Raw genomic sequence first — 22579 nt, forward strand, 5'->3', positions numbered from 1 at the left:
CGCAAGGTCTCGCGGCGGGAGGCGGGAGCACAGGTAGGCGCGGGGCGGCCGGGACGCCAGCCGAAGCGGTCGAGGTCCGGCCGTCGGTCACGATTCGGCGGGAGCGCCGCACCGGTCGGAAGCTGCTCGCAGGGATTGCCGAATGATCCCGGACATGTCTTCCTTTTTGTCCGTAAGTGGTTGTCCGGGCGTGAGAAATATGTTGCCGCAAGGGCACGCCCCCGGACGAAGCTTGAGCGTCTCATCATAAATGCCCTGAAAGAGGCGGTGGCGCGATTGTGGCGGCCACGCTTCCCGGATGACAGTCGCGCCAAGGCCCGCCGGGTGGGCCCAGAAACGCCAAATCAAAAGGGCTCGGGGAATGACACTGCGAGTGCTGCGCGGCAGCCTGATCGCATCGGTGGCACTGCTGCCGGGGCAGGTGATGGCTCAGCAGGCCGTGACGCTGGACGAGATCAGCGTCGTCTCGAACACACCCGTCGCGGCGCCGCGCCGGGTCGTCACCGCGCCGACCGCCTCGGGCGTGACGCGCGAACTGACGGTGCTCGACGGCATCGACCGCAACAAGGTCCCGCACAACACCAGCGTGCTGACCGCGAGCGACGTGAACCGCGTCGGCTTCCCGAGCGTGGTCCGCTCGCTCGACGAGCGGGTCGCCTCGATCAGCATCAACAACGCGCAGGGCAACCCCTTCCAGCCGACGATCACCTATCGCGGCTTCGAGGCCTCGCCGCTCGGCGGCTCGCCGCAGGGCGTGGCGGTCTACGTCAACGGGGCGCGCTTCAACACCTCGTTCGGCGACACGGTGCAGTGGGACCTGATCCCCGACATCGCGGTCGACCGCATCGAGCTGGAGGGCTCCAACCCGGCCTTCGGCCTCAACGCGCTCGGCGGCTCCCTCGCCGTGTCGCTCAAGAACGGCTTCACCTACCAGGGCAGCGAGATCAACCTGCTCGGCGGCTCGTTCGGCCGCGGCGCGGTGGCGTTCCAGCACGGCCAGCGCATCGACAACATCGGCCTCTACGTCGCCGGCAACGTGCTCGGCGAGAACGGCTGGCGCAAGCACTCGCCCTCGCGCCTCAACCAGATCTACGCCGACCTCGGCGTGCTGGCCGAGAAGGGCGAGTTCCACTTCAACGTGATCGGCGCCAGCAACAGCCTCACCGGCAACGGCACCGCCCCGGTGGAGCTGCTCCAGACCAAGTACAACGACGTCTTCACCTATCCCGACCAGACCAAGAACGACTTCCTGCGCTTCCAGCTGTCGGGCACCTACGACATCACGCCCACCATCAGCCTGCAGGGCAATGCCTATTACGGCCTGTTCAAGCAGCAGACCGCCAACGGCGACGCGGCGGACGTGGAGAACTGCGAGGCCGACGACCGCTTCCTGTGCTCGGAGGGCGCCGACGACGAGCAGTTCTTCCTGCGCGACCGCACCGGCAACCGCGTGCTGGCCAGCAGCGTCCGCACCTTCAACTTCGGCGCGGTCAACCCGGCCTTCGCCGACCGCTTCGACGAAGGCGGCCCCTACGCCTTCCTCAACCAGACCCGCACCAACACCGACAATTTCGGCGCGACCGTCCAGACCACGGTGCGCGAGACGCTGTTCGGCATGCCGAACCGCTTCGTGCTCGGCGGCTCCTACGACGGCGGCCGCACCCGCTTCAACGCGGACAACTCGATCGGCGGCCTGACCTTCGACCGCGGCTTCTCGCCCCCCGGCACCGTCGTCTCCAGCGACGACGGCATCATCACCCCGGTCTCGGTGCGCACCTCGAACGATTACGGCGGCATCTACTTCTCGAACGTCACCGACGTCACCGACCGCCTGACCGTGACGCTGCAGGGCCGGTTCAACATGGCCCACATCGTCCTCAAGGATCAGATCGGCACCGCGCTCAACGGCGACCACTATTACCAGCGCTTCAATCCCGGCATCGGTGCGGCCTACAAGATCATCCCGGACTACCTGAACGTCTACGGCGGCTACTCCGAGGCCAACCGCGCCCCGACCCCGGCGGAGCTGTCCTGCGCCGATCCGACGGCGCCGTGCTCGCTCACCAACTTCTTCGTCGGCGATCCGCCGCTCAAGCAGGTCAAGGCCCGCACCGTCGAGGCCGGCATCCGCGGCCGCATCCCGCAGCCCGACCAGTGGTTCGGCGGCATCCTCTCCTACAAGGCCGGCTTCTTCTCGACCCGCAACGACGACGACATCCTGTTCGTGCCGGCACCCGACACGATCGGCCGCGCCTATTTCCGCAACGTCGGCTCGACCAAGCGGCAGGGCGTCGAGGCGAGCCTGTTCTACAACACCCCGACGTGGTCAGCCTTCATCGACTACGCCTATGTCGACGCGACCTTCCAGTCGCCGATTGAACTCGCCGCGCCCGGCAATCCGTTCAACAGTGAGGGCGGCGACGAGGGCGGCCTCGTTCAGGTCCGTCCGGGCAACCGCCTGCCCGGCGTCGCGCCGCACCAGGTCAAGTTCGGCTTCAACTATCAGGTCACGCCGGAATGGCGCATCGGCGCGCTCGGCCGCTTCGCCACCGGCAAGTTCCTGGTCGGCGATCCGTCCAACCTGAACAAGACCACCGGCGACTACGCGGTGTTCGGGTTCAACACCGCCTACCGCGTCTCCGAGAACATCGAGATCTACGGCTACGTCGAGAACGCGCTGAACCGCCGCTACGCGACCTTCGGCACCTTCTCGCCGGTGGACGAGGTTCCGATCATCTCGGTGCCGAACGCCTCGATCAACCGCAGCGTCGCGCCCGGCGCCCCGATCGCGGCCTTCGGCGGCCTACGCATCCTGTTCGCCCCGCCGCCGCCCGCCCCGCCGGTCGAGCCGCTGATCCGCAAGGGCTGAGACGAGCCCGACGCGTCCGGGACCGCCGCCGCGATCCCGGACCCCACCCATGGACGTCTCTCGAGAAGCGCGGCGCCAGGCCCCCGGCGCCGCGCTTCGTCGTTTCGGATGCCGTGCCGAGTTCGGCCTTCGGGATTTCCTGTTGCGATGCAACCGAGTCGGAACGCGCACGTTCTTCTGCAAATCACGCCCGCATTGGTTGCCAAATCATCCCGGGCAGGATACGCAAGGATGCCGGCCCGGACGAAGTGCGCGCGCGATGCGTGCCCGGTCGGACCAGCCCTTTTGCAGACCCGTCCGGCCCTGCCGGGCATCCCACAAGGAGACGTGACCTCATGGCGTTCCGCCCCATCCATGCCGCCCTTCTCGCGCTGGCCCTCGGCGCCGCCGCGCCGGCCTTCGCCGCCCCCTCCATGACCAAGGTCGACGTCGCCGCGTTCGATCCGGACAAGGACGGCACGATCGATCTCAAGGAGGCCCAGGCCGCCGCCTCCGCCGCCTTCGACAAGCTCGATCCGGACAAGGACGGCACCCTCGACGCCAAGGAGCTGCAGGGCCGCATGACCGCCGCCGATCTCAAGCAGTTCGACCCGGACAGCGACGGCACCCTCGACAAGAAGGAGTGGCTCGCTGCCGTCGCCGGCCAGTTCAAGGCCGCAGACCCGGACAACGACGGCACCGTCGACGCCAAGGAGCTGTCGGGCCCGGCCGGCTCGGCCCTCGTCGCGCTGATGCGCTGACGTCGGCACCCGTTCGAAAGAGGGGCGCGGACCGTTCGGTCCGCGCCCTTTTTCGTGCCTGTCACGTCCCCGCGCAGCGACGGCCGGGGCGACGGTGCGGGGGCGTAGCGTCGCAGGGCTGAAACCTCCGCGCCTCCCAGCGGCTTCTCCGCCACCCGGCCGGGCCTTCGGCACCGGCCTGTCGGACACTCAAGGAAGCAGCCCACCCATGCGCATCCCCCTCGGCCTGCCGGCCGCTCTCGCCCTTCTCGTCGCGGCCGGGCCGGCCTTCGCCGTCACCTGCAAGGACGACATCTCCACGGTCGAGCGGCGGCTCAACAGCGCCGGGGCCGAGAAGGTGACCGGCAAGGAGCCGCCCGGCGGCCCGACCAGCTCGAACTCGCCGATGGCTCTCGAGAAGCCGCCGGAAGGCAAGCCGTCCGATCCCTCGACCAAGCCGACCAAGGCCGGCGTCGAGGAGGCGCGCAAGCTGCTCGCCACCGCCAAGGAGCAGGACAAGGCCGGCAAGGAGACCGAGTGCCAGAACACGATGACGAAGGTGAAGGAGGCGGCGGGCGCGCTGCCCTGATCCGGACCGCATCGCTCCCATGAGAAAGGCCCGGGACCGCGAGGTCCCGGGCCTTTCTTTGTTCGATGGATCGGTCAGTACGCGCTGTCTGTCTTGAACAGCGCCAGCGGCGTCGTGATCAGGATCTTCAGGTCCAGCAGGATCGACCAGTTCTCGATATAGTGCAGGTCGTGCTCGACACGGCGCTGGATCTTCTCGCTGGTGTCGGTCTCGCCGCGCCAGCCGTTGATCTGGGCCCAGCCGGTGATGCCGGGCTTGACCTTGTGGCGGGCGAAGTAGCCGTCCACGACCTGATCGTAGAGGGTGTTGGCGGCCTTGGCCTGGAGGGCGTGGGGCCGGGGGCCGACGAGGGAGAGGTCGCCGCGGATCACGTTGAGGAGCTGGGGCAGCTCGTCGAGCGAGGTCTTGCGGATGAAGCGTCCGACCGGCGTCACGCGGGCATCGGTCTTGGTGACGAGCCGCGAGGCGCCCGCGTCGCACTGGTCGACATACATCGAGCGGAACTTGAACACCTCGATCAGCTCGTTGTTGAAGCCGTAGCGCTTCTGCCGGAACAGCACCGGGCCCGGCGAGGTGAGCTTCACCGCGAGCGCCACGCCGAGCATGACCGGCGAGAGCGCCAGCAGCAGGCCGAGGCCGACGCAGCGGTCGAACAGGCCCTTGGTGATCACGTCCCAATCGGCCAGCGGTTTGTCGAACACGTCGAGCAGCGGCACGTCGCCGAGATAGGAATAGGCGCGCGGGCGAAGCCTGAGCTTGGTCGCGTGGGCCGAGAGGCGGATGTCGACCGGCAGCACCGAGAGCTTGGCCAGCATCTGCAGGATGCGCGCCTCCGCCGAGATCGGCAGGGTGAAGACCACGAGGTCGATCCGGGTACGGCGGGCGAAGGCCACGAGGTCGCTGACGGTGCCGAGCTTGGGATAGCCGGCCACCGTGTCGCTGGCGCGCTCGTCGGTGCGGTCGTCGAACACGCCGACGATGCGGATGCCGCTGTCCGGGCCCGCCGTGTGGAGGGCGTGGATCAGCGCCTCGGCGACCGCGCCGCCGCCGACGATGGCGGTGCGGCGGTCGAACCGCCCCTGGGCCATCTGCACCCGCACGAAGGCGGCGAGGCCTGCGCGGCTCAGCATCAGCGCCGCGAGGCCGGTGGCGAAGTAGCCGAGCAGCCAGATCCGGGAATAATGGTCGGCGACCTTGGCGAGCACCATGGCGGCGGCGACCATCAGGAAGGCGAGCGACCAGCCGGTGACGAGCTTGAGCGCGGTCTTGGGCAGCGCGCGGAAGGCGCCGATCCGGTAGCAGCCCGCGGCCTGGAACAGGCCGACCGCGGCGACCGCCACCGCCAGGATCGCCGCGGGGTAGCGCGGGGCGAGCGGCACCTTGCCCAGGAGCAGCGTGGCGTACAGGGCGAAGCCGATCAGCACGAGGCCGCCGAACTCGGCGAGCCGCACGCAGCCCGCCAGCACCACCGGCGAGAGCCAGGGGCTCGCCGGAGCCGAGGCGGCCGCCTGCTCCTCCGGGAGATCGTTCAGGGCGAGCGGCGGTGGCACCGGTGTCGCGGCGCCGGCTTGCCCGGCCGCCTTCAGCAGGTCACGGACGTCGATGGCACTCATGGCGGGCTTCCCGTGGACGTTTGGGGAGGGCCGGCGGCCCCGCGGCGGTTTCTCGATCGGGGGCCTTGGTCCCCGTGGTGGGTCAGGCGCCGGCAGCGCGGGGAACGGGCCGGGCGCGGGCGATCGCGCGGGCCTAGAGGGCGGCGGCGTAGCCGCACAGCACGTCGGCCCCCATGCGGCTCATGGAGAAGCGGGTGCGGACGGAGTCGCTCAGCGCCTTCGCCCGGCCGTCGCGGGTCTCCGCCGGCTCGTCGAGGATGCGGGCGATGGCCCCGCCGAGCGCATCCACGTCGCGGGGCGGCACGAGGCAGCCGGAGAAGGCACCGAAGATCTCGGGGATGCCGCCGACATTGGTGGCGACCAGGGGCTGGCAGGCGGCGGCCGCCTCCAGCACGACGTAGGGCAGGGATTCGGCGAGCGAGGGCACCACCATCACCCGGCCGCGGCCGAGCACCGGCCGGATCGGCTGCGGCGGCTCGAAGGCGATGGCGTCGCGCACGCCGAGTTCGCCGGCGAGCGCCGTCAGGCTCTCGGTGTCGGGCCCCGAGCCGACCATCAGCAGGCTCAGGGGCCGGCCCTCCTTGCGCAGGCGCGAGAGCGCCCGCAGCAGGATCGGCAGGCCCTTGGCCTCACGCAGCTCGCCGACATAGACGAGGTCGAACGCGGCCGCGACGGTGCCGACCGGCTCGAATTCCGACTCGGCGATGCCGTTATGGACGATGCGCGCGAGCCGCTCGCGCCCACCCGCATAGGTGCGGTGGCGCGCGGCCACGAACTCGCTCTCGAACAGGAACACGTCCGTCGTGCGGGCGAGCCCGCGCTCGATGCCCATGTAGAGCCGGTGGAGCGCCGTGCCGGGACGGTAGTTGTAGCTGCCGCCGTGAGGGGTGTAGGCGCGGATCGGGCCCGATACCGGGCACAGCCGGGCATAGACGCCCCCCTTGGCGCCGTGGCCGTGCAGCACCGTAGCGCCGGTCTCCCGCACGCGTTCGCGCACGCCCATCAGCGCCGCGACATCGGACGGGTGCGGGTTGCGCCGCATCGGCAGGCGCTTCACCCCCAGCGCCAGATGCGGCGCGAGCTCGGCGAGCGCCTTCTCGGCGCGTTCGCCCCCGGTGTTGGAATCGCAGACGATGCCGACCCGGTGCCCGGCCGCCGCCTGGATGCGGGTGAGGTCGACGACGTGCCGGAACAGGCCGCCCACGGGTGCCCGGAACACGTGCAGGATGCGCAGGCTCTCGCCGCTCCGGCAGGGGTCGGGGAGATCGACGGTTTGCGCCTCGGGAAGCGGGCGGGGCGGCGCGAGGCCGGGGGCGAGCGTGGCGACCACGGTGGGCAATCTCCGCGGGAGGGCATCCGGAACGGGTGCCCGAGGCCCAGGACGATTGCGCGCGAGGGGTCAGCGGCGGGTTAAGGGAACCGGCGCAATGCCGACGCACGCGCGGTTCGACGCGGTTGCCGGCGTGTTTTGTGCGATTGGGTTAGGCTTCGGTGAACGATGCGGGTTCGCCCGGGAGCCCGAGATCAGAAGAACCGTTCCTTGATCACGATCGTGTCGCCGGGGCGCACGGGATAGGACATCGGCACGATACCGTTGATGAGCCCGCCCGGCCCGTCGCGGGTCAGAACGGCGTAGTCGCGGGCAGCGCGCGGCCCGAAGCCCGCCGCGATGGCGACGGCGGATTCCACCGTCATGCCGTTGACGTAGGGGTACTGGCCCGAGGTCGTGACCTCGCCGAGGATGTAGAACGGCCGGTAGGCGTCGACCTCGACGGTCACGTGCGGCTCACGCACGTAGCCCGACGAGAGCTTAGCCTCGATCGTCCGTGCGGCCTGGGCCGTGCTCTGGCCGCCGACCTGCACGACGCCGATCAGCGGCATGGCGATCCGCCCGGCGCCGTCGACGGCGTAGATGTTGGACAGGTTGTCCTGGCCGAACACGATGACCCGCAGCTTGTCGCCCGCCGCGAGCGTGTAGCGGCTGCCGATCGAGCCGGTGCCGGTGGCGTCGAGGTCGCTCGTCCGGAACTCCGGACGTAGGCAGCCGCCGAGCGCCAGCACGGTCGGAAGGCCGAAGAGGAATGCGCGCCGATGCATCGTCATCGCCGTTATGGTGAATCTCGGACTTGGTCTAAACCGCCATGGTTAATGAACCCTGACGTGCCGATCGAAGACGGCGGATGAGCGGAACGCCTTAACCTGCGGGAAACCTTAACAGGTTCTATTGAGGCGAGAGGGGTCGATTGCCTCGATCCCGGTCCTGCTCTGCGTGAAGACTGCCCATGCCTCGCCTCAGGCCGCCGACCGAACCCGCCGCCTTCGCCGAGTCGTCCCGCGCGAGCGGGGACGGCGTGTCGGTGACGCAGATGTTCTCCGTCCTCGGCCGCTCCTGGGCCTGGATCGCGGTGCCGACGCTCGCGGTCGCCCTCGGCGCGGGCGTTTTCGTCCAGGTCGTCGCGCCGCGCTACACCGGCGAGGCCAAGGTGCTTCTGGAGAGCCGCGACCCGGCGTTTGCCCGCACCGCGGCCGAGCGCGGAGAGCAGGTCCAGCCCATCGACGAGCAGGCGGTGGCGAGCCAGGTGCAGGTGGCGATGTCGCGCGACCTCGCCCGGCAGGCGATCCGCAGCCTGAAGCTCGTCGGCAATCCCGAATTCGATCCGCAAGCCGCGGGCGCCTCCCCGATCCAGAACGTCCTGATGGTGCTCGGGCTCGCCCCCTCGCCGCTGGAGCGCTCGCCCGAGGATCGGGTGCTCGACAGCTACCTGGAGCGCCTGCTGGTCTATCCGGTCGGCAAGTCGCGCATCCTCGCCATCGAGTTCAAGTCGCGCGACCCCGAACTCGCCGCCCGCGGCGCCAACGCGGTCGCCGACCTCTACCTCGCCTCGCTGGCCGCGGCCTCGGTCGACACGGCGCGCTACGCCTCGACTTGGCTCGGCAACAACATCGACGCCCTGCGGGCGCGGGTGGCGGAAGCCGAGGCCAAGGTCGAGGCGTTCCGCTCGAAGAACGGCCTGATCGGCACCGGCTCGACCATGAGCCAGCCGCTCTCGTCGCAGCAGCTTTCCGAGCTGTCGAGCCAGCTCACACAGGCCCGCACCATCAAGGCGGACCTGACGGCGCGCGCGAAGCTCCTCAAGGACATGATCAAGGACGGGCGCGCCTTCGAGATCCCGGATGTGGCCAACAACGAGCTGATCCGGCGCACCGTCGAGAGCCGCATGACGCTGCGGGCGCAACTCGCGCTGGAATCGCGCACGCTGCTGCCGGCGCATCCCCGCATCAAGGAACTGACCGCCCAGGTCCAGGACCTGGAGTCCCAGATCAAGGCCGCCGCCGAGCGCGTCGTGCGCACGCTGGAGAACGACGCCAAGATCGCCGGCGCCCGGGTCGAGAGCCTGCAGGCGGCGGTCGACGGCCAGCAGGACGTGGTCGCCAAGGGCAACACCAGCGAGGTGCAGCTCCGCGCGCTGGAGCGAGAGGCGAAGTCGCAGCGCGAGCAGCTCGAATCCTACCTGTCGCGCTACCGCGAGGCCGCCGCGCGCGATGCCGAGAGCGCGACCCCGGCCGATGCCCGTGTCGTCTCCCGCGCGGTGACACCGGAACTGCCCTCCTTCCCCAAGAAGGTACCGATCGTCGCCTTCGCGACGCTGCTGGCCTTCCTCCTCTCCTCCGCTGCCGTCATCGGCCGCCACCTGCTCAAGAACCCGCCCGCGCCCCGGCCCGCCCGGTTCGAGGCGGAGGCGTCCGACGATCGGCTGCCGCCCGACCACTTCCCCGAGCCGCAGGGGCCGCGCCGCCACCATCCCGAGGCCGCGCCGATGCCGGCCTCCGCCGCGGAGCGCTTCGCCCCGGCCCTCGCCTTCGCCAATTCCCTGCGGGCGACCGCCACCGTCCAACATCCGTTCTTCGGCGGCGCTCCGGGCGTCGGCCCGGTCGCCCCGCTCGCCGGGGCGCGGCCGGCCGGCTCGATCGAGCTCGACCGTCTGATCGAGCGGCTCGCCACGGCCAAGGCCGGGGAGGGCACCTGCATCCTCGTGGTCGAGACCGAGCTCGACCGGGACCGGCCGGGCCTCACCGCCGATCTCGCCCGTGCGCTCAGCCCGCGCGCCCGTACCCTCCTCGTCGACGTCAACGGCGCCGCGGGCGGCCTTGCCGGCCCCGGCCTGACCGATCTCGTGGCGGGCGAGGCCGCCTTCCTCGACGTGATCCAGCCGGTGCGCGGCTCGCGCCTCCACACGGTGCGGCGCGGCCTCACCGAGCGCGCGGTGCTGCTGGAGGAGCCGCAGGCGCTCGCGATCGCGCTGAACGCCATGGCGCAGAGCTACGATTGGGTGCTGTGCCGCCTCGATGCCACGGGCGCGGAGGGCCACGAACTCCTCGAAGCCTGCGGCCCCTGCGCCGACTCGATCGTCATCGCCTCCAACGAGGCCCCGGACGATCCCGCCCTCGTCACTCTCTACCGGCTGGCCCGCGAGACCGGCGCCGCCCAGGTGCTCGTCGCCCAGGATCGGGACGGCGCCCCGCACCGGCAGGCGGACACGGCGCTGGAGGAGACGCCGCTGCGGCTCTCGGCGTGAGCGATGCTCGGAAAGATCAGGCCGTCTTGACGAGGCGCTCGCCGCTGAAGGCCGCGGTGGTCTCGCGGGCATAAGCGCGGGCCCGCAGGATGACCTCGTTGGGGATCTGCATCACCACGTCGCCGGTCTTCGGGTCGGTGACGCGGAATACGAGCGATTCGCTGTCCCGGTCGCGGATATAGGCGCGCCGCTCCGGCTCGGTCGGCTTGGCCTCGCCGGCCTCCGGGCGGACGTCGATGGAGACCGCCGGGTCGAGCACGCGGGAATCGGAGCCGTTCGACGAACCGGCCGCCGGCCGGATCGGGGTGACGGCGGGGGCCGGCGCGACGGGGGGCGTCGGCGGCAGCGGACGGATCGCGTCCATGGCTGATGTCCTTTCGGTTCAGGCACGAAGCTTGAGCCTCAGAACAACGCGCGGGCTATGAGAGAAGTCTGAAGAGAGTCTTGTTCTCCCCCGCCGATGCGAAACGCGGTCGACAGGGAATGAGGGTTTTCCCGACAATTCGATCGAATCGTCCGGGCCATGACGGTGGGGCGGCCGGCCTCGGACCGGCCGCCCCGCGGGCTCACTCCGCCGCGTCGACGTAGAGCTTGCCGCCCTCCGCCAGGAACTCCTGGGACTTCGCCGCCATGCCGGCCTCGCGCTCCGCCTCGGAGAGCGGCTTGGCCTGGCCCAGCACCAGTCCGGCCTCCTCCATGGCGAGCACGTCGGCGCGCAGATCCTGCGTGATCTTCATCGAGCAGAATTTCGGGCCGCACATCGAGCAGAAATGCGCGACCTTGTGGGCGTCCTTCGGCAGGGTCTCGTCGTGGTAGCTGCGCGCCGTGTCCGGATCGAGCGACAGGTTGAACTGGTCCTCCCAGCGGAAGTCGAACCGGGCGCGGGAGAGGGCGTCGTCGCGCAGCTGCGCGGCGGGGTGGCCCTTGGCGAGGTCGGCGGCGTGCGCGGCGATCTTGTAGGTGATGACGCCGGTCTTCACGTCGTCGCGGTTGGGGAGCCCGAGATGCTCCTTCGGCGTGACGTAGCAGAGCATGGCGCAGCCGAACCAGCCGATCATCGCCGCGCCGATGCCGGAGGTGATGTGGTCGTAGCCCGGCGCGATGTCGGTGGTCAGCGGGCCGAGCGTGTAGAACGGCGCCTCGCCGCATTCGCGCAGCTGCTTCTCCATGTTGACCTTGATCTTGTGCATCGGCACGTGGCCGGGGCCCTCGATCATGGTCTGGCAGCCTTTGCCCCAGGCGATCTGGGTGAGCTCGCCCAGCGTCTCCAGTTCGGCGAACTGGGCCGCGTCGTTGGCATCGGCGATCGAGCCGGGGCGCAGGCCGTCGCCGAGCGAGAACGACACGTCGTAGGCCCGCATGATGTCGCAGATCTCGTCGAACCGCTCGTAGAGGAACGATTCGCGGTGCCCGGCGAGGCACCAGCGCGCCATGATCGAGCCGCCGCGGCTCACGATGCCGGTGGTGCGGCGCGCGGTGAGCGGCACGTGGGCGAGGCGCACGCCCGCATGGATCGTGAAGTAGTCGATGCCCTGCTCGGCCTGCTCGATCAGCGTGTCCTTGAACACCTCCCAATCGAGCTTGAGCGGATCGCCGCCGACCTTCTCCAGCGCCTGATAGATCGGCACGGTGCCGATCGGCACGGGCGAATTGCGCACGATCCACGAGCGGATGTTGTGGATGTTGCGGCCGGTCGAGAGGTCCATGACGGTGTCCGCGCCCCAGCGGATCGACCAGACCAGCTTCTCGACCTCTTCCGCCGCCGACGAGGTGACGGCCGAGTTGCCGATGTTGGCGTTGATCTTCACGAGGAAGTTTCGGCCGATCGCCATCGGCTCCAGTTCGAGGTGGTTGATGTTGGCCGGGATGATGGCCCGGCCGCGGGCGATCTCGTCGCGCACGAACTCAGGCGTGATGAAGGGCGGGATCGACGCACCGAAGTTCTGGCCATCGGCGAGCGCGGCTTCCGCGCTCTTCAGCATCTCGGCGCGGCAGGCGTTCTCGCGATGCGCGACGTAGATCATCTCCTCGGTGACGATCCCGGCTTTGGCGAACTCGTACTGGGTGACCATCTGCCCGGGCTCGGCCCGGCGGATCGTGCGCTCGGCCGGGCAGGGGGCGACGAGCTTGTCGGCGGCGGCGAAGCCGTTGTCCTCGGGCTTGACCGCGCGGGGCTTGACCGCCGCGTAGCCGCGCCCGGCGATCCAGGGCTCGCGGGCGGTGGGCAGGCCCTTCTCCAGATCGATGCGGGCGTCCGTCTCGGTGTAGGGGCCGGACGGATCGTAGACCCGCACCGGGGCCTCCTTGGGATCGGACAGGCCGATCTCCCGGTAGGGCACGCGGATATCGGGGCGGCCGGGGACCGCGTCGTAGACCTTGCGCGAGCCCTGGATCGGGCCGGTGGTCACGCTGGCGGGATTGGTGTTGGGAAAATCCTTGGGACGGACGGGTGCGTTCATCGCTGTCGCTCCTGGCGTGGGAGGCGACCCGTGGTCCCGACGATGGTGCGGAAGGCCGACGCCTCTCGCGCCGGTCACAGGTTCCCGTCCCTCCGCCGGTACGAGCCGGATCAGGTTCAAGGGTCAGGGCGTCTCGCCCACTCTCAGCCCCGGTCAGGGCCCCCCTCGGAACGATTCCAACCTCTTCCGCCGTGCCATCCTTGTCAATCCGTGCCGGCAAACAGGCGGATCGGAGTGTTCGGTTTCACCGGGCTCTTCGAAATGCCGAGCGCGCGCGTCGAACCTTGCCGGTTTGCCGCGCATCCCGAACAACGGCCTCATCCAAAACTCACCAATCCGCGAGGGAGGCCGCCGCATCGGCCGGCAAATGTGGATGGGCGCGGGCTTCGGGGTGGCGTCCGCGCCCGCCATCCGCGACACAGGCTCTCGATGAGCACGGTCGTTCCCTTCCGCAGGCCCCAACCCGCCGCCCGTTCCCGCGCCGCCAGCGACGCGGCGGCCGTGGCGAGCGATCTCCTCGACGTCCTCGATCAGCTCGAAGGGCTGGTGGAGCGCGCCGCCGCCATGGACCGCCCGGCGATCGAGGTGGAGCGCAGCGTGCAGCACCTGCTCGACGCGATCGGCGCGGTGGAACGCGCCTCCGACACGATCGGCGAGGGTGGCGGGCCGGAGAGCGCCTGAACCGGCGCGTGAGCGGGTTCAGGCGCCGGCGGCGAGGACGCTGGTGATGATCGTGCCGTAATGGCACGCCGTGGCGGCGAGGACGAAGGCGTGCCAGATCGCGTTCTGGAACGGCAGGCTGCGCCAGACGTGGAACACGACGCCGACCGAGTAGAGCAGGCCGCCGGCGGCGAGCAGCCAGAAGGCGGAGGGGCTGAGCCCCGAGATCACCGATTCGTAGGCCAGCACGCCGCTCCAGCCGAGCATGAGGTAGAGCACGATCGAGACCCGGTCCCAGCGGCCCGGCATCAGGATCTTGATGGCGATGCCGGCGAGCGCCACGGTCCAGACCAGGGCGAGCAGGCTCCAGGCGACGATTCCCGAGCCGACGAGCGCCACGACCGGCGTGTAAGTGCCGGCGATCATCAGGTAGATGAAGGCATGGTCGAGACGGCGCAGGATCCACTTGCGCGGCGAGATCGGCCACATGTTGTAGGCGGCGGACGCACCCAGCATCGCCACCATCGCGGTCGCGTAGATCAGAAGCGAGGCGCGCTCCATCCAACCGAGATGGGCGAGCGCCGCGGCGACGACCAGGCACACGGCGCCGAGAACACCGAGGACGACGCCCGCGACGTGGATCGCACCATCCGCCCGCATCTCGCTGGGCGTATAGTTCCAAGTCAGGGCCAAGGGCCGGCCGTCGTTCGCGACAAACATCCTCTGCTCCCGTGTTGGTGATCCTCAAGTCTTCAACGTCACGACTCGTTCCATCTGCGAACTACGCATTCCGACTTGTCCCACGAGATTCGTGAACGAAGGACGACTGTTCCAACCTTGTGCAACGCAAGAAGAGCATCTTTTTATGTTGCATTGCCGTTCGGCGACTGTGCAGGATCGGTACGGAGTGCGACGGTTTGGTGAATCGTTGCCGCGGGCGCAGCAGGTTTCGAGCCAACCGCTCGAGGCCGCGTCCCGATCAGGGCCGGGACCATGGGCCGCGCAAGCCCCACGGGCGGCCGCGGGACGGCCTGTCCGGTTCGCCCCGGTCCAGCCGCTCGGCGCGTTCCAGCATCGCGCGGGCGAGGCCGCGCGGGTCGGGCACTTCCCAGGTCACCTCGAAGGGGCCCGGATCGACGTAGCGGGTGCCGGGGGCGTGGTAGTAGCGCGCTTGGTTCTCGTTGAGCCCGTCGAGGAGCGGAAAGTTGGAATTGAGCGCCGGCTGCCAGTTGAGGCCGACGAGGCGTCGGCCAGGCGCGGCAAAGACGCTGGTGTGGAAGGCCGAGCCGACGGTGCCCAGCACGATGCGCCGGGTCGAGAGCAGGCGGACCTGCGCGGCGAAATCGAGGGTCTCGGGATGGACGATCTCGACGCCCTGCCGGTCGAGCGCTTCGACGATGGCGTCCTCGTTGTCGAGCCGCGTGATGCCGGCGGCGAGCCGCGTCTTGGCGAGGTAGGCCGGGCGGGACACCGTATCGACCTCGGACGGGTCCCAGAACCCCTCGCCGACCCTGCGGCAGAGATCGCCGAAGACGGCGTGGACGCTCGCCTGCTCGTGCAGCGCAGGGTCCGGCACCAGGACGTCGGCGAGGCGCACCGGCCGGTCGAAGGTGACGAGGTCGTCGAGTTCGTAGCCCAGCGTCGCGAGAAGTGCCGCGAGGAACGGGGACCCGTTCCAGCTCCCCGGCGGCGCGTGGCACAGCAGCTTCGGCCGGCGCCCCGTCCAGCCGGCGAGCGGCCACAGATGCGGCAGGGTGTTGATGACGAAATGCCCGTAGTGGAGCGCGAGCCGCCCGATGAAGAGCAGCGGTCCGGTCTCCACCGGCTCGGGGGCGGCCAGCGCCTCGCCGGCCGCCGGATCGCGACCGACCCCGAGGCGGCTGCCGTCGCGGGCGAACAGCCCCCACGGGCCGTCGGCGCGGATCGGATAGAAGTCGGCCCGGCCGTAGCGGCGCCAGCGGGGCGGGCGCGCGTGCCGCTCGCAGGTGCCCCACAGCGTCCGGCACGGCAGGAGGGGAGAGCGCCGTCGCGCCATGCGGGTCGGTGCACCCTGCCGCATCGGCGATGTCCGAAAGCCGGTTTCCACCGTTCGGGCCGATGCTCTAGCGCCCGGCCAGCGCCTCGAAGCCGATCGGCACGGTCGGCTGGGCCGCGACCGGGGCGGCGGCAGGGCCGGTGCCGAGGCTGAGGCGGGCGTGGACGGTCGCCATCACCAAGACCGCCATGGCGAAGACCTGATGGGCGAGCCCGGCCCATAGCGGCACCTGCAGCAGCAGCGTGACGATGCCCAGCCCCATCTGCGCGGTCGCCAGCACGGCGACGCCGACGGCCCGGCCCGCGGCCGGCCCGGCCGATCGGCGCACGGCATCGACGGCGTGGATCAGCGCCACCAGCACGACCAGATAGGCGAACAGGCGATGGTTGAGCTGCACCAGGGTGAGGTTGTCGACGAAGTTCTCGATCCAGGGCACCTGCGCAAACAGCGCCTGCGACGGGGGCAGGAACACGCCGTCCATGTCCGGCCAGGTGTTGTGGACGAGCCCGGCCTTGGAGCCGGCGACCAGCCCGCCGAGCCAGATCTGCATCAGCACGAGCGCGGGCAGCAGGCAGGCGAGCGCCCGCACCGGGCCCGGCGCAGGATCGAGCGTGCCGGGCCGCATGCCTGCGGCGAGCCAGACGAGGCCGGCCAGGATCAGGCTCGCGGTGGTGAGGTGCAGGGCGAGCTTGAGCGGGGCGACCGCGGTCATGCCCGGCTGGAGGCCCGAGGCGACCATGATCCAGCCGATCGCCCCCTGCAGCCCGCCGAGCAGCCCGAGCCCGAGGAGCCCGAGCAGCAGGCGCCGCGAGAGGAAGCCGCGCGCCCAGAAGACGAGGAAGGGGAGGAAGAACACGAGGCCGACGATCCGCCCGAGCAGGCGATGGCCCCATTCCCACCAGTAGAGCGTCTTGAAGTCGGACAGAGGTATGCCCTGGTTGAGGATGCGAAATTGCGGCGTGTCGCGGTACTTGCCGAATTCCTGGGCCCAATCGGCCTCGCTCAGCGGCGGGACCACGCCGGTCACCGGCCGCCACTCGGTGATCGAGAGGCCCGAGCCGGTCATCCGCGTCGCGCCGCCGATGGCGACCATCGCGACCACGAGGATCGCCAGCAGATAGAGCCACGCGCGGACGGCGCGCTGGCCGGGGCGCGCCGTCTCCGGCGCGCCATCGAGGTCGGTCGAGGCTTTGGACAGTCGCATGGTCTCCTGGCCGAACATTGTCTCTTGGCCGAAACGGCTGGGCGTGTCCGGTGCCTTACGGGAAGCGACGGGTCGGGCGCAACGCGGCGTATCATCGGGTCGCATCGCGATCCGGGTTCCGAGCCTCCACCGATCGGCCCGTAACGCACGACCCGGTGCCGTCCACGCCCAGGGTTACCTTCCATCTCGTGCGGGTCGTCCCAGACCGCAACGCCGTGGCACTCTCGGTCGACGGCCCCTCGGCGCTCTCAAGGGTGGGCCGCCCGTGCGAGACCCATCTCGCCCCGGAAGACATCCTCCATCTCGCGGCGAAACGCGACGGCCTGCGCACGCGCGTCGAAGACCACGTCGGACCAGCGGATGGGCCGGTCGGCCGGCACCGCGTCGCGAAGCGGCAGGCCGTGCGCCAGGCCGATCGGCAGGGCGCCGAGCGCCAGCGAGCGCTCCGTAGGGACCAGCTTGCCGAACACCGTGTAGCCCCCCTCGCCGTCGAGCACCTCGCCCGCCCTCAGGTCGCGCTTCGCGATAGCGATCACGTCGCCGCGCCAGTCGCCCGTCGTGCCGGTCGGCTCGCCGCGGGTGGCGATGCTCGCCACCGAGGTGCCGAGTTCGAGGCCGATCAGGTGGTAGGGCTTGTACGTCGCCGCGTAGCGTCCGCTCGCGTCGGTCCTGAGCCCGTATTGCCGGAAGCAGTCGCGCACGTAGGGCGTCGGCGCCTCAAACACCGCGTAGACGCCCCAGCGCAGGTCGCGGAACACCGGGCGCCCGTCGCGCTCGAGCGACGAGACCACCTCCACGGCTCCCTTCCGGGCCAGCAGGCCCCCGTCGCCGACCGGGCGCAGCACCGTCGGCAGGTCGTCCACGCCGCAGGGCGGGAAGGTCAGGCCGTCCTCCGGCGGGTCGAGATCGCAGGCATTGGCGACCGCGGCCATCTCCAGGGCCGACTTCGTGCCGTCGAGGAAGGAGTTGAACATCTGCGGGTTGAAGTCGCCGCCGGCAACCTGCTCCGCGCTGAACCCGTAATGGCCCCAGACCGTGTCGGGCGTCGATCGGTGGTAGACCGGCAGGTACTTGGTGCCCTTGCCGGCGCAGACGACGTCGAGCCCGATGGTGCGGGCCCAGTCGACCAGTTCGGCGATCAGCGCCGGCTGGTCGCCCGACGCCATCGAGTAGACGATCCCCGCCTCGGCGGCGCGGCGGGCCAGCAGCGGGCCGGCGAGCGCGTCCGCCTCCACGTTCACCATGACGACGTGCTTGGCGTGCGCGCAGGCGGCGAGCACGTGGCGGATCCCCGCGGCCGGGCTTCCGGTCGCGTCGATGACGATGTCGATGAACGGGCTGGCGATCAGCGCCGCGGCGTCGTCGGTGACGTAGGTGGCCGCTTTCCGCGCGGCTTCCTCGAAGGAGGCTGCGCCGAAGCGCTCGTCGGGCCAGCCCACCCGGCGCATCGCGGCCCGCGCGCCGGCCGGAGAGAGGTCGCAGACGCCGACCGGATGGAGGCCCGGGATCCGCCATGCCTGGGACAGGAACATCGCGCCGAACTTGCCGGCGCCGATCAGGCCCACGCGCACCGGCCTTCCCTCGGAGGCGCGATGCTTGAGCTTGGCGAACATGGACATCGTGTTCCTCCGGCACAGGGCGCGGTCCGGCCGCACGGCCTCCGGACCCGCAAGTCCTGATTCCGCCTTTTGCAGGCGCGGCGCCGGAGAGGCAAAGGCGGGCCATCGACGACGCACGGGGCCATTCCGATTGCGATCCCGTCCCTTGGCCGAGGGGGAGCTCAGGGGCTCGAACGACTGTCGAGGGGTTCTCGGAAATTATTTTTCAGAATTTCGGCAGGGGTCGCTGCACCTCACCACGCTCCCGAAGGCCGGCGAAGGGGCACCGTGCGTGGCTCACCCGTCTTCATGACGCGCAGGTCCATGACGACGATGCCGGCTTCCTTCCTGATGTCGCGCTTCTCCAGATGGGCCAGCTCGGCGATGCGAGCGCCTGAGTAGGCGGCGAGCCACGGACACCAACGACGTGCGGCGGAGAAGGTCGGGTTTCGTTCGTCAGGCTGAACCGCTGAGGCCGCTGTGAGGATCGCGGTCACCTCCGCATCGCGGAACGTCCGCTCCCGCTTGGCGGCCTGCTTCGGCTCCTCCAGGCTCACGCCCGTAACCGGGTTCGACGGCAACAGCTTCCCACCGTGAAGTCCGACCGCCCAGGCGAACACCGAGCTGGCCGCTACGAGGTCGTTCCGGTTGATGGCGCTGGCGTGAACCTCTTCCACGTCCTTCCGGTGGTTGGCCCAGGCGTACAGGTCGTCTTGCGTGAGAGACCGGATGTCCCGATCTTTCACGAAGGCGATGAGAGACCGGCAGCTCCCACGGTAGCGTTTGATGGTGTTCGGGGCCTTCTTGTCGGCGCTGTAGGCCGCCCACCGGTCGAACAGGGCGGCAACGGTGATCGTCTCCTGGGCCGCCTCGGGAGCCTTCTGCGGGGCCTGCCATGCGGGGAAGCGGGCGGCATCGGGGTCAGGTCGGTAGTCGCCTTCGGCGTTCCTGAAGAGGAGCTGGCTGGCCTGAACGAGGGCTTGATCGACGGCCTCAAGGAGGCGCGTGCGGCTCTCCTCATCGACCACGAGCCCTTCCTTCAGGAGCATCGCGTCCACCGAGGGACCAACCCATTGCTCCAGCTTGCCCGCGCTACGAGCTTCGGCGTGGAGGCGTAGGATTTCGATGTAGGCTTCAGAAGGGCCGGGCTCATCAGCCATCGAGCGAGCCCACTGCTGATAGCCGAGCCCACCAAGGGCCGTGATCTGGCGCTGGTTGAGCCGTGTCGGCCCGCTGCGCTTGGTCTCCCAGAACCGCTTCAGGGCTCCATCAGCGACTGCGTGGCGGCTCCGCGCTTCGGCCGTGTCCTTGGTCCGCAATGAGGCTTGAACGACTTCACCAACCCCCACCGTGACAAAGGCATCGCCCACCGGAAGGGCAACCTTCTGACCCTTCAGGCGGGGCAGCAGATCGCGCGGCGTGCGCTGTCGCAGGTGATAGACCCCTGTGTCAGGGCCTTTCCAAGGTCGGGCTGTCATGAGGGGCATGTGTGGGACCGCTGTGTGAGAGCGCGGTCACCCGTAAGCCACTGAAAGGCACCAACTCTTTGCAGAAAAAAGACAAAGAGGTTGGTGCGGCCAAGAGGACTCGAACCTCCACCCCTCGCGGGACTAGCACCTCAAGCTAGCGCGTCTACCAATTCCGCCATGGCCGCCCGTGCCGCCGGTCCGGGCCGGCATTTCGTGTGGGCGGCGCAGCGGATAACAGATGCCTGGGGCCGGCACAAGCGCCGGATCGCTTTCTTCGTCCCTCCTCTGCCTGCGCCGCCGCTCAGAGGGCGGCGTCGGCGTCCTCCAGGAGCGGGACTGCGCCCTCGCCGATCGTCACGCCGGGGGTGCGCACCACCTCGGCCTTGCGGATCAACTCCGTCACCTCCACCGAGATGCGGTTGCCCGTCACGACGATCTGTCCGCGGGCGATCGGGTGGTCGTTGGCGAGGATCTCGACCATGTCGGTGTCGGTGGAGTCGAGTTCGATCACTGCGCCGCGGCCCATGCGCAGCAACATGTGCAGCGGCATGTGGCTGCGCCCCAGCACGACCTTGAGATCGACCTTCAGTTCGTCCAGGACCGCCACGCGCGAGTGCTCCGCCGCTACCGTTCGGGGAATCCTTCGCGAGGGATGGTGAAGCCTTGGTAAACGACGCGCCCCTTTCCGCCTCCCGGCTTGCCACGGCGCCCGCCGCCTTCCTGCCGCACGCGGACGCGCCGCCGGTAGGATGGCGCATCTCGGACGCGCTGGTGCCCTACGCGGAGGCGGTCGCCGCCATGGAGGCGCGGGCCTCGGCCATCGCCCGCGGCGAGGCCGACGAATTGGTATGGCTGCTGGAACACCCGCCGCTCTACACCGCGGGCACCTCGGCGAGGGCGGCCGACCTCGTCGAGCCGGAGCGCTTCCCGGTCCACGCCACGGGGCGGGGCGGGCAATACACCTATCATGGGCCGGGCCAGCGCATCGCCTACGTGATGCTCGACCTCAACCGGCGCCGGCCCGATCTCCGGGCCTTTGTGGCGAGCCTGGAGGCGTGGCTGATCGCGACGCTCGACGCCTTCAACGTCCGCGCCGAGCGGCGCGAGGACCGCGTCGGGGTCTGGGTGCGCCGGCCCGAAAAGGGCGCCCAGGTCGAGGACAAGATCGCGGCGATCGGCATCCGGGTGCGGCGCTGGGTGAGCCTGCACGGCCTCAGCCTCAACGTCGAGCCGGACCTCTCCCACTTCTCCGGCATCGTGCCCTGCGGCGTGCGCGAGCACGGCGTCACCAGCCTCGCCGACCTCGGCCGCATCGTCAGCCTACCCGAGGTCGACATGGCGCTACGCGCCGCCTTCGAGCCGATCTTCGGCGAAACGCGGGACGAGGCATAGATCGTGGATTCCAAAGGGATCATCCCTTTGGCGGGGCGCCGGGGCAGAGCCCCGGTCTCCCTACAAAACCATGGCTCCGCCCTGGACCCGCGAAAGGACTTGTCCTTTCGAAACCTGGATTCAGGCGTCGGCGGTGGCCGATGGCACGCTGGCGACGGGCGGTAGGACGGGCTTGGCCCGGCGGAGCCGCAGCGCCAGGCGCAAAGCCGGCAGCACCAAACGGGCCAAGCGAATCTGCCCCGGCAACTGCCGCGGCATCAGCGGGCGATAGGCGAGGCGCGGGCTCGCGCGGTCCACCGCGGCGACGATCTCGCCGACACGCGGCAGCGCGGCGATGCGGCGGGCTTCCGCCTCGGGGATCGCGAGGCGGCGCGCCCAGGCGAGGTCGTGCGCCAGCCGCCCCTGCCCGTGCAGGCGGCGCAGCCGGGCGCGCCACGCGTAGCGGTGCAACGCGCGCGGCACCGCCTCCATCCGGGCGTCGCACAGCGCGTCCGGCTCCTCGCAGCGGGAGCGGATCGTGTCGGCCACGCCCCCCGGCGCCCGGCCGGTGAGGCGGGCCGAGATCCACACCCTCACGGCTCGGTCGTGACGCACGCGGAAACCTCGCTCCAAGAGCGCGGCGACGAAGGCGCCGTCCTCGCCGAGCGGGATCTCCGGCATGCCGCCGACCGCCTCGTAGGCCGCGCGGCGCACGCTGAGCGACGCCCCGATGGTGGTGCGGTGGCACGGCCAGGGATCGGACGGATCGGGGTCGATCCGCGCCTCCATCTCGGTGATGAGCGCGTCGTAGGTGTCCTCCAGCCGGCCGCGGGCCGGCAGCGAGGGCGGCAGCAGGGCCGCCTCCTCCGGGATCAGTTCGACTCTTCCGGCGACCGCGTCGGCGCCCGCGTCGAGCGCGGCGAGGTTGGTCGCGACCCAGTCCGGCGGCACGCGGCTGTCGGCGTCGGTGGTGAGCAGGGTGCCGGCCGCACCCGCTTCGTCGAGCCACGCGGCGCCCGCATCCATGGCGGCCCGGCGGGCCCAGCCGGCATGCGCCCCGGCATAGGTCGTCTCGATCACCCGCACCGGGATCGACAATGTCGGCAGCAGGCCGGCGACGATCTCCGGCGTGCCGTCGGTGCAGTTGTTGAGGAACAGCACGAGGCCGAGCCGGCCCGGCGCCAGCCCCTCCTGCGCATCGATCGCCCGCAGGCAGGCCGCGATCCGCTCGACCTCGTTGCGGACGGGCACGGCGATGACGGTGTCGAGGAGGGACGGCACGGCAACGGGCTCCGAGAGGAGCGGCCCTCGAATCGAAGGCCGCGACGCTCTTGTAGCCACGCTCGATGAACCGACGCTGAGGGACTTTGCCGCGGAAACAGCGGCCCCGCCCCCCGGTTTCACGGGCATCCCGAA

The 22579-nt window shown here is 70.3% G+C and carries 18 protein-coding genes, 1 tRNA gene and 1 riboswitch; of the genes, 6 read left to right on the top strand and 13 right to left on the bottom strand.

The genetic code is table 11. The annotated features are described in order from the left end of the window. Positions 1–367 precede the first annotated feature (367 nt). The 3 genes from HNR00_RS19575 (at position 368) to HNR00_RS19585 (ending at position 4177) form a co-directional block, all read left to right on the top strand. Entirely contained in the window at positions 368–2869 is a 2502-nt protein-coding gene (locus HNR00_RS19575; protein ID WP_183572220.1) for a TonB-dependent receptor, read from the top strand. 335 nt (positions 2870–3204) lie between these two features. After that, on the top strand, positions 3205–3609 hold the full coding sequence (gene lanM, locus HNR00_RS19580; protein WP_183572136.1) for a lanmodulin LanM: 405 nt from the start codon (positions 3205–3207) through the stop codon (positions 3607–3609). A 208-nt stretch (positions 3610–3817) separates the two neighbouring features. Next, a complete protein-coding gene (locus HNR00_RS19585) occupies positions 3818–4177 on the top strand; it encodes a hypothetical protein (protein ID WP_183572138.1) in 360 nt (119 codons plus the stop codon). Between the two features lie 74 nt (positions 4178–4251). Here the strand turns inward: HNR00_RS19585 and HNR00_RS19590 are convergent, their stop codons facing one another. The 3 genes from HNR00_RS19590 to HNR00_RS19600 form a co-directional block, all read right to left on the bottom strand. Next, positions 4252–5790 (bottom strand): undecaprenyl-phosphate glucose phosphotransferase, encoded by a 1539-nt coding sequence (locus HNR00_RS19590; RefSeq protein ID WP_183572140.1) that lies wholly within the window; start codon positions 5788–5790, stop codon positions 4252–4254. A 133-nt stretch (positions 5791–5923) separates the two neighbouring features. Beyond that, on the bottom strand, positions 5924–7120 hold the full coding sequence (locus HNR00_RS19595; protein WP_183572142.1) for a glycosyltransferase family 4 protein: 1197 nt from the start codon (positions 7118–7120) through the stop codon (positions 5924–5926). Positions 7121–7314: 194 nt separating this feature from the next. Continuing rightward, positions 7315–7893, bottom strand: a complete 579-nt coding sequence (locus HNR00_RS19600) for a polysaccharide biosynthesis/export family protein (protein ID WP_183572144.1) — start codon at positions 7891–7893, stop codon at positions 7315–7317. A gap of 179 nt (positions 7894–8072) precedes the next feature. Between HNR00_RS19600 and HNR00_RS19605 the strand changes: the two genes are divergently transcribed. Then, positions 8073–10367 (top strand): GumC family protein, encoded by a 2295-nt coding sequence (locus tag HNR00_RS19605; RefSeq protein WP_183572146.1) that lies wholly within the window; start codon positions 8073–8075, stop codon positions 10365–10367. 16 nt (positions 10368–10383) lie between these two features. Here HNR00_RS19605 and HNR00_RS19610 read toward each other — a convergent pair whose 3' ends face one another. Both HNR00_RS19610 and thiC read right to left on the bottom strand, forming a co-directional pair. Further along, positions 10384–10731, bottom strand: coding sequence for a flagellar protein FlaG (locus HNR00_RS19610; RefSeq protein ID WP_183572148.1), 348 nt, complete (start codon positions 10729–10731; stop codon positions 10384–10386). A 202-nt stretch (positions 10732–10933) separates the two neighbouring features. After that, positions 10934–12826: a phosphomethylpyrimidine synthase ThiC gene (gene thiC, locus HNR00_RS19615; RefSeq protein WP_210306573.1), complete on the bottom strand. Its 1893-nt coding sequence runs from the start codon at positions 12824–12826 to the stop codon at positions 10934–10936. Between the two features lie 70 nt (positions 12827–12896). Beyond that, positions 12897–13002, bottom strand: a riboswitch (TPP riboswitch). 253 nt (positions 13003–13255) lie between these two features. On the opposite strand from thiC, the gene HNR00_RS19620 reads away from it, so the two are divergent. Continuing rightward, the gene (locus HNR00_RS19620) at positions 13256–13507 is read left to right on the top strand and encodes a hypothetical protein (RefSeq protein WP_183572150.1); all 252 of its coding nucleotides are present in this window, start codon (positions 13256–13258) and stop codon (positions 13505–13507) included. A gap of 18 nt (positions 13508–13525) precedes the next feature. On the opposite strand, the gene trhA is transcribed toward HNR00_RS19620, so the two are convergent. The 7 genes from trhA to HNR00_RS19655 all read right to left on the bottom strand — a co-directional run bounded on the left by trhA (position 13526) and on the right by HNR00_RS19655 (position 20399). Beyond that, positions 13526–14206, bottom strand: a complete 681-nt coding sequence (trhA, locus tag HNR00_RS19625; protein ID WP_183572152.1) for a PAQR family membrane homeostasis protein TrhA — start codon at positions 14204–14206, stop codon at positions 13526–13528. A gap of 259 nt (positions 14207–14465) precedes the next feature. After that, the gene (locus HNR00_RS19630) at positions 14466–15545 is read right to left on the bottom strand and encodes a glycosyltransferase family 61 protein (RefSeq protein WP_183572154.1); all 1080 of its coding nucleotides are present in this window, start codon (positions 15543–15545) and stop codon (positions 14466–14468) included. Between the two features lie 43 nt (positions 15546–15588). Next, positions 15589–16725: a COX15/CtaA family protein gene (locus tag HNR00_RS19635; RefSeq protein WP_183572156.1), complete on the bottom strand. Its 1137-nt coding sequence runs from the start codon at positions 16723–16725 to the stop codon at positions 15589–15591. A gap of 248 nt (positions 16726–16973) precedes the next feature. Next, positions 16974–18344, bottom strand: coding sequence for an NAD(P)H-dependent oxidoreductase (locus tag HNR00_RS19640; protein WP_183572158.1), 1371 nt, complete (start codon positions 18342–18344; stop codon positions 16974–16976). Between the two features lie 233 nt (positions 18345–18577). Next, positions 18578–19810 (bottom strand): site-specific integrase, encoded by a 1233-nt coding sequence (locus tag HNR00_RS19645; protein WP_183572160.1) that lies wholly within the window; start codon positions 19808–19810, stop codon positions 18578–18580. An 82-nt stretch (positions 19811–19892) separates the two neighbouring features. Beyond that, positions 19893–19977, bottom strand: a tRNA-Leu gene (locus HNR00_RS19650). A 116-nt stretch (positions 19978–20093) separates the two neighbouring features. Further along, a complete protein-coding gene (locus HNR00_RS19655) occupies positions 20094–20399 on the bottom strand; it encodes a FliM/FliN family flagellar motor switch protein (RefSeq protein ID WP_183572162.1) in 306 nt (101 codons plus the stop codon). Positions 20400–20512: 113 nt separating this feature from the next. On the opposite strand from HNR00_RS19655, the gene lipB reads away from it, so the two are divergent. Next, positions 20513–21184, top strand: coding sequence for a lipoyl(octanoyl) transferase LipB (gene lipB / locus HNR00_RS19660; RefSeq protein WP_183572225.1), 672 nt, complete (start codon positions 20513–20515; stop codon positions 21182–21184). Between the two features lie 120 nt (positions 21185–21304). On the opposite strand, the gene HNR00_RS19665 is transcribed toward lipB, so the two are convergent. Continuing rightward, positions 21305–22444 carry a glycosyltransferase family 2 protein gene (locus tag HNR00_RS19665; RefSeq protein WP_312886083.1) on the bottom strand — a complete coding sequence of 380 codons (1140 nt, stop codon included), beginning with the start codon at positions 22442–22444 and terminating at the stop codon, positions 21305–21307. Between the last annotated feature and the right edge of the window lie 135 nt (positions 22445–22579).

The sequence above is a fragment of the Methylorubrum rhodinum genome (assembly GCF_014199935.1).
Classification (GTDB): domain Bacteria; phylum Pseudomonadota; class Alphaproteobacteria; order Rhizobiales; family Beijerinckiaceae; genus Methylobacterium; species Methylobacterium rhodinum.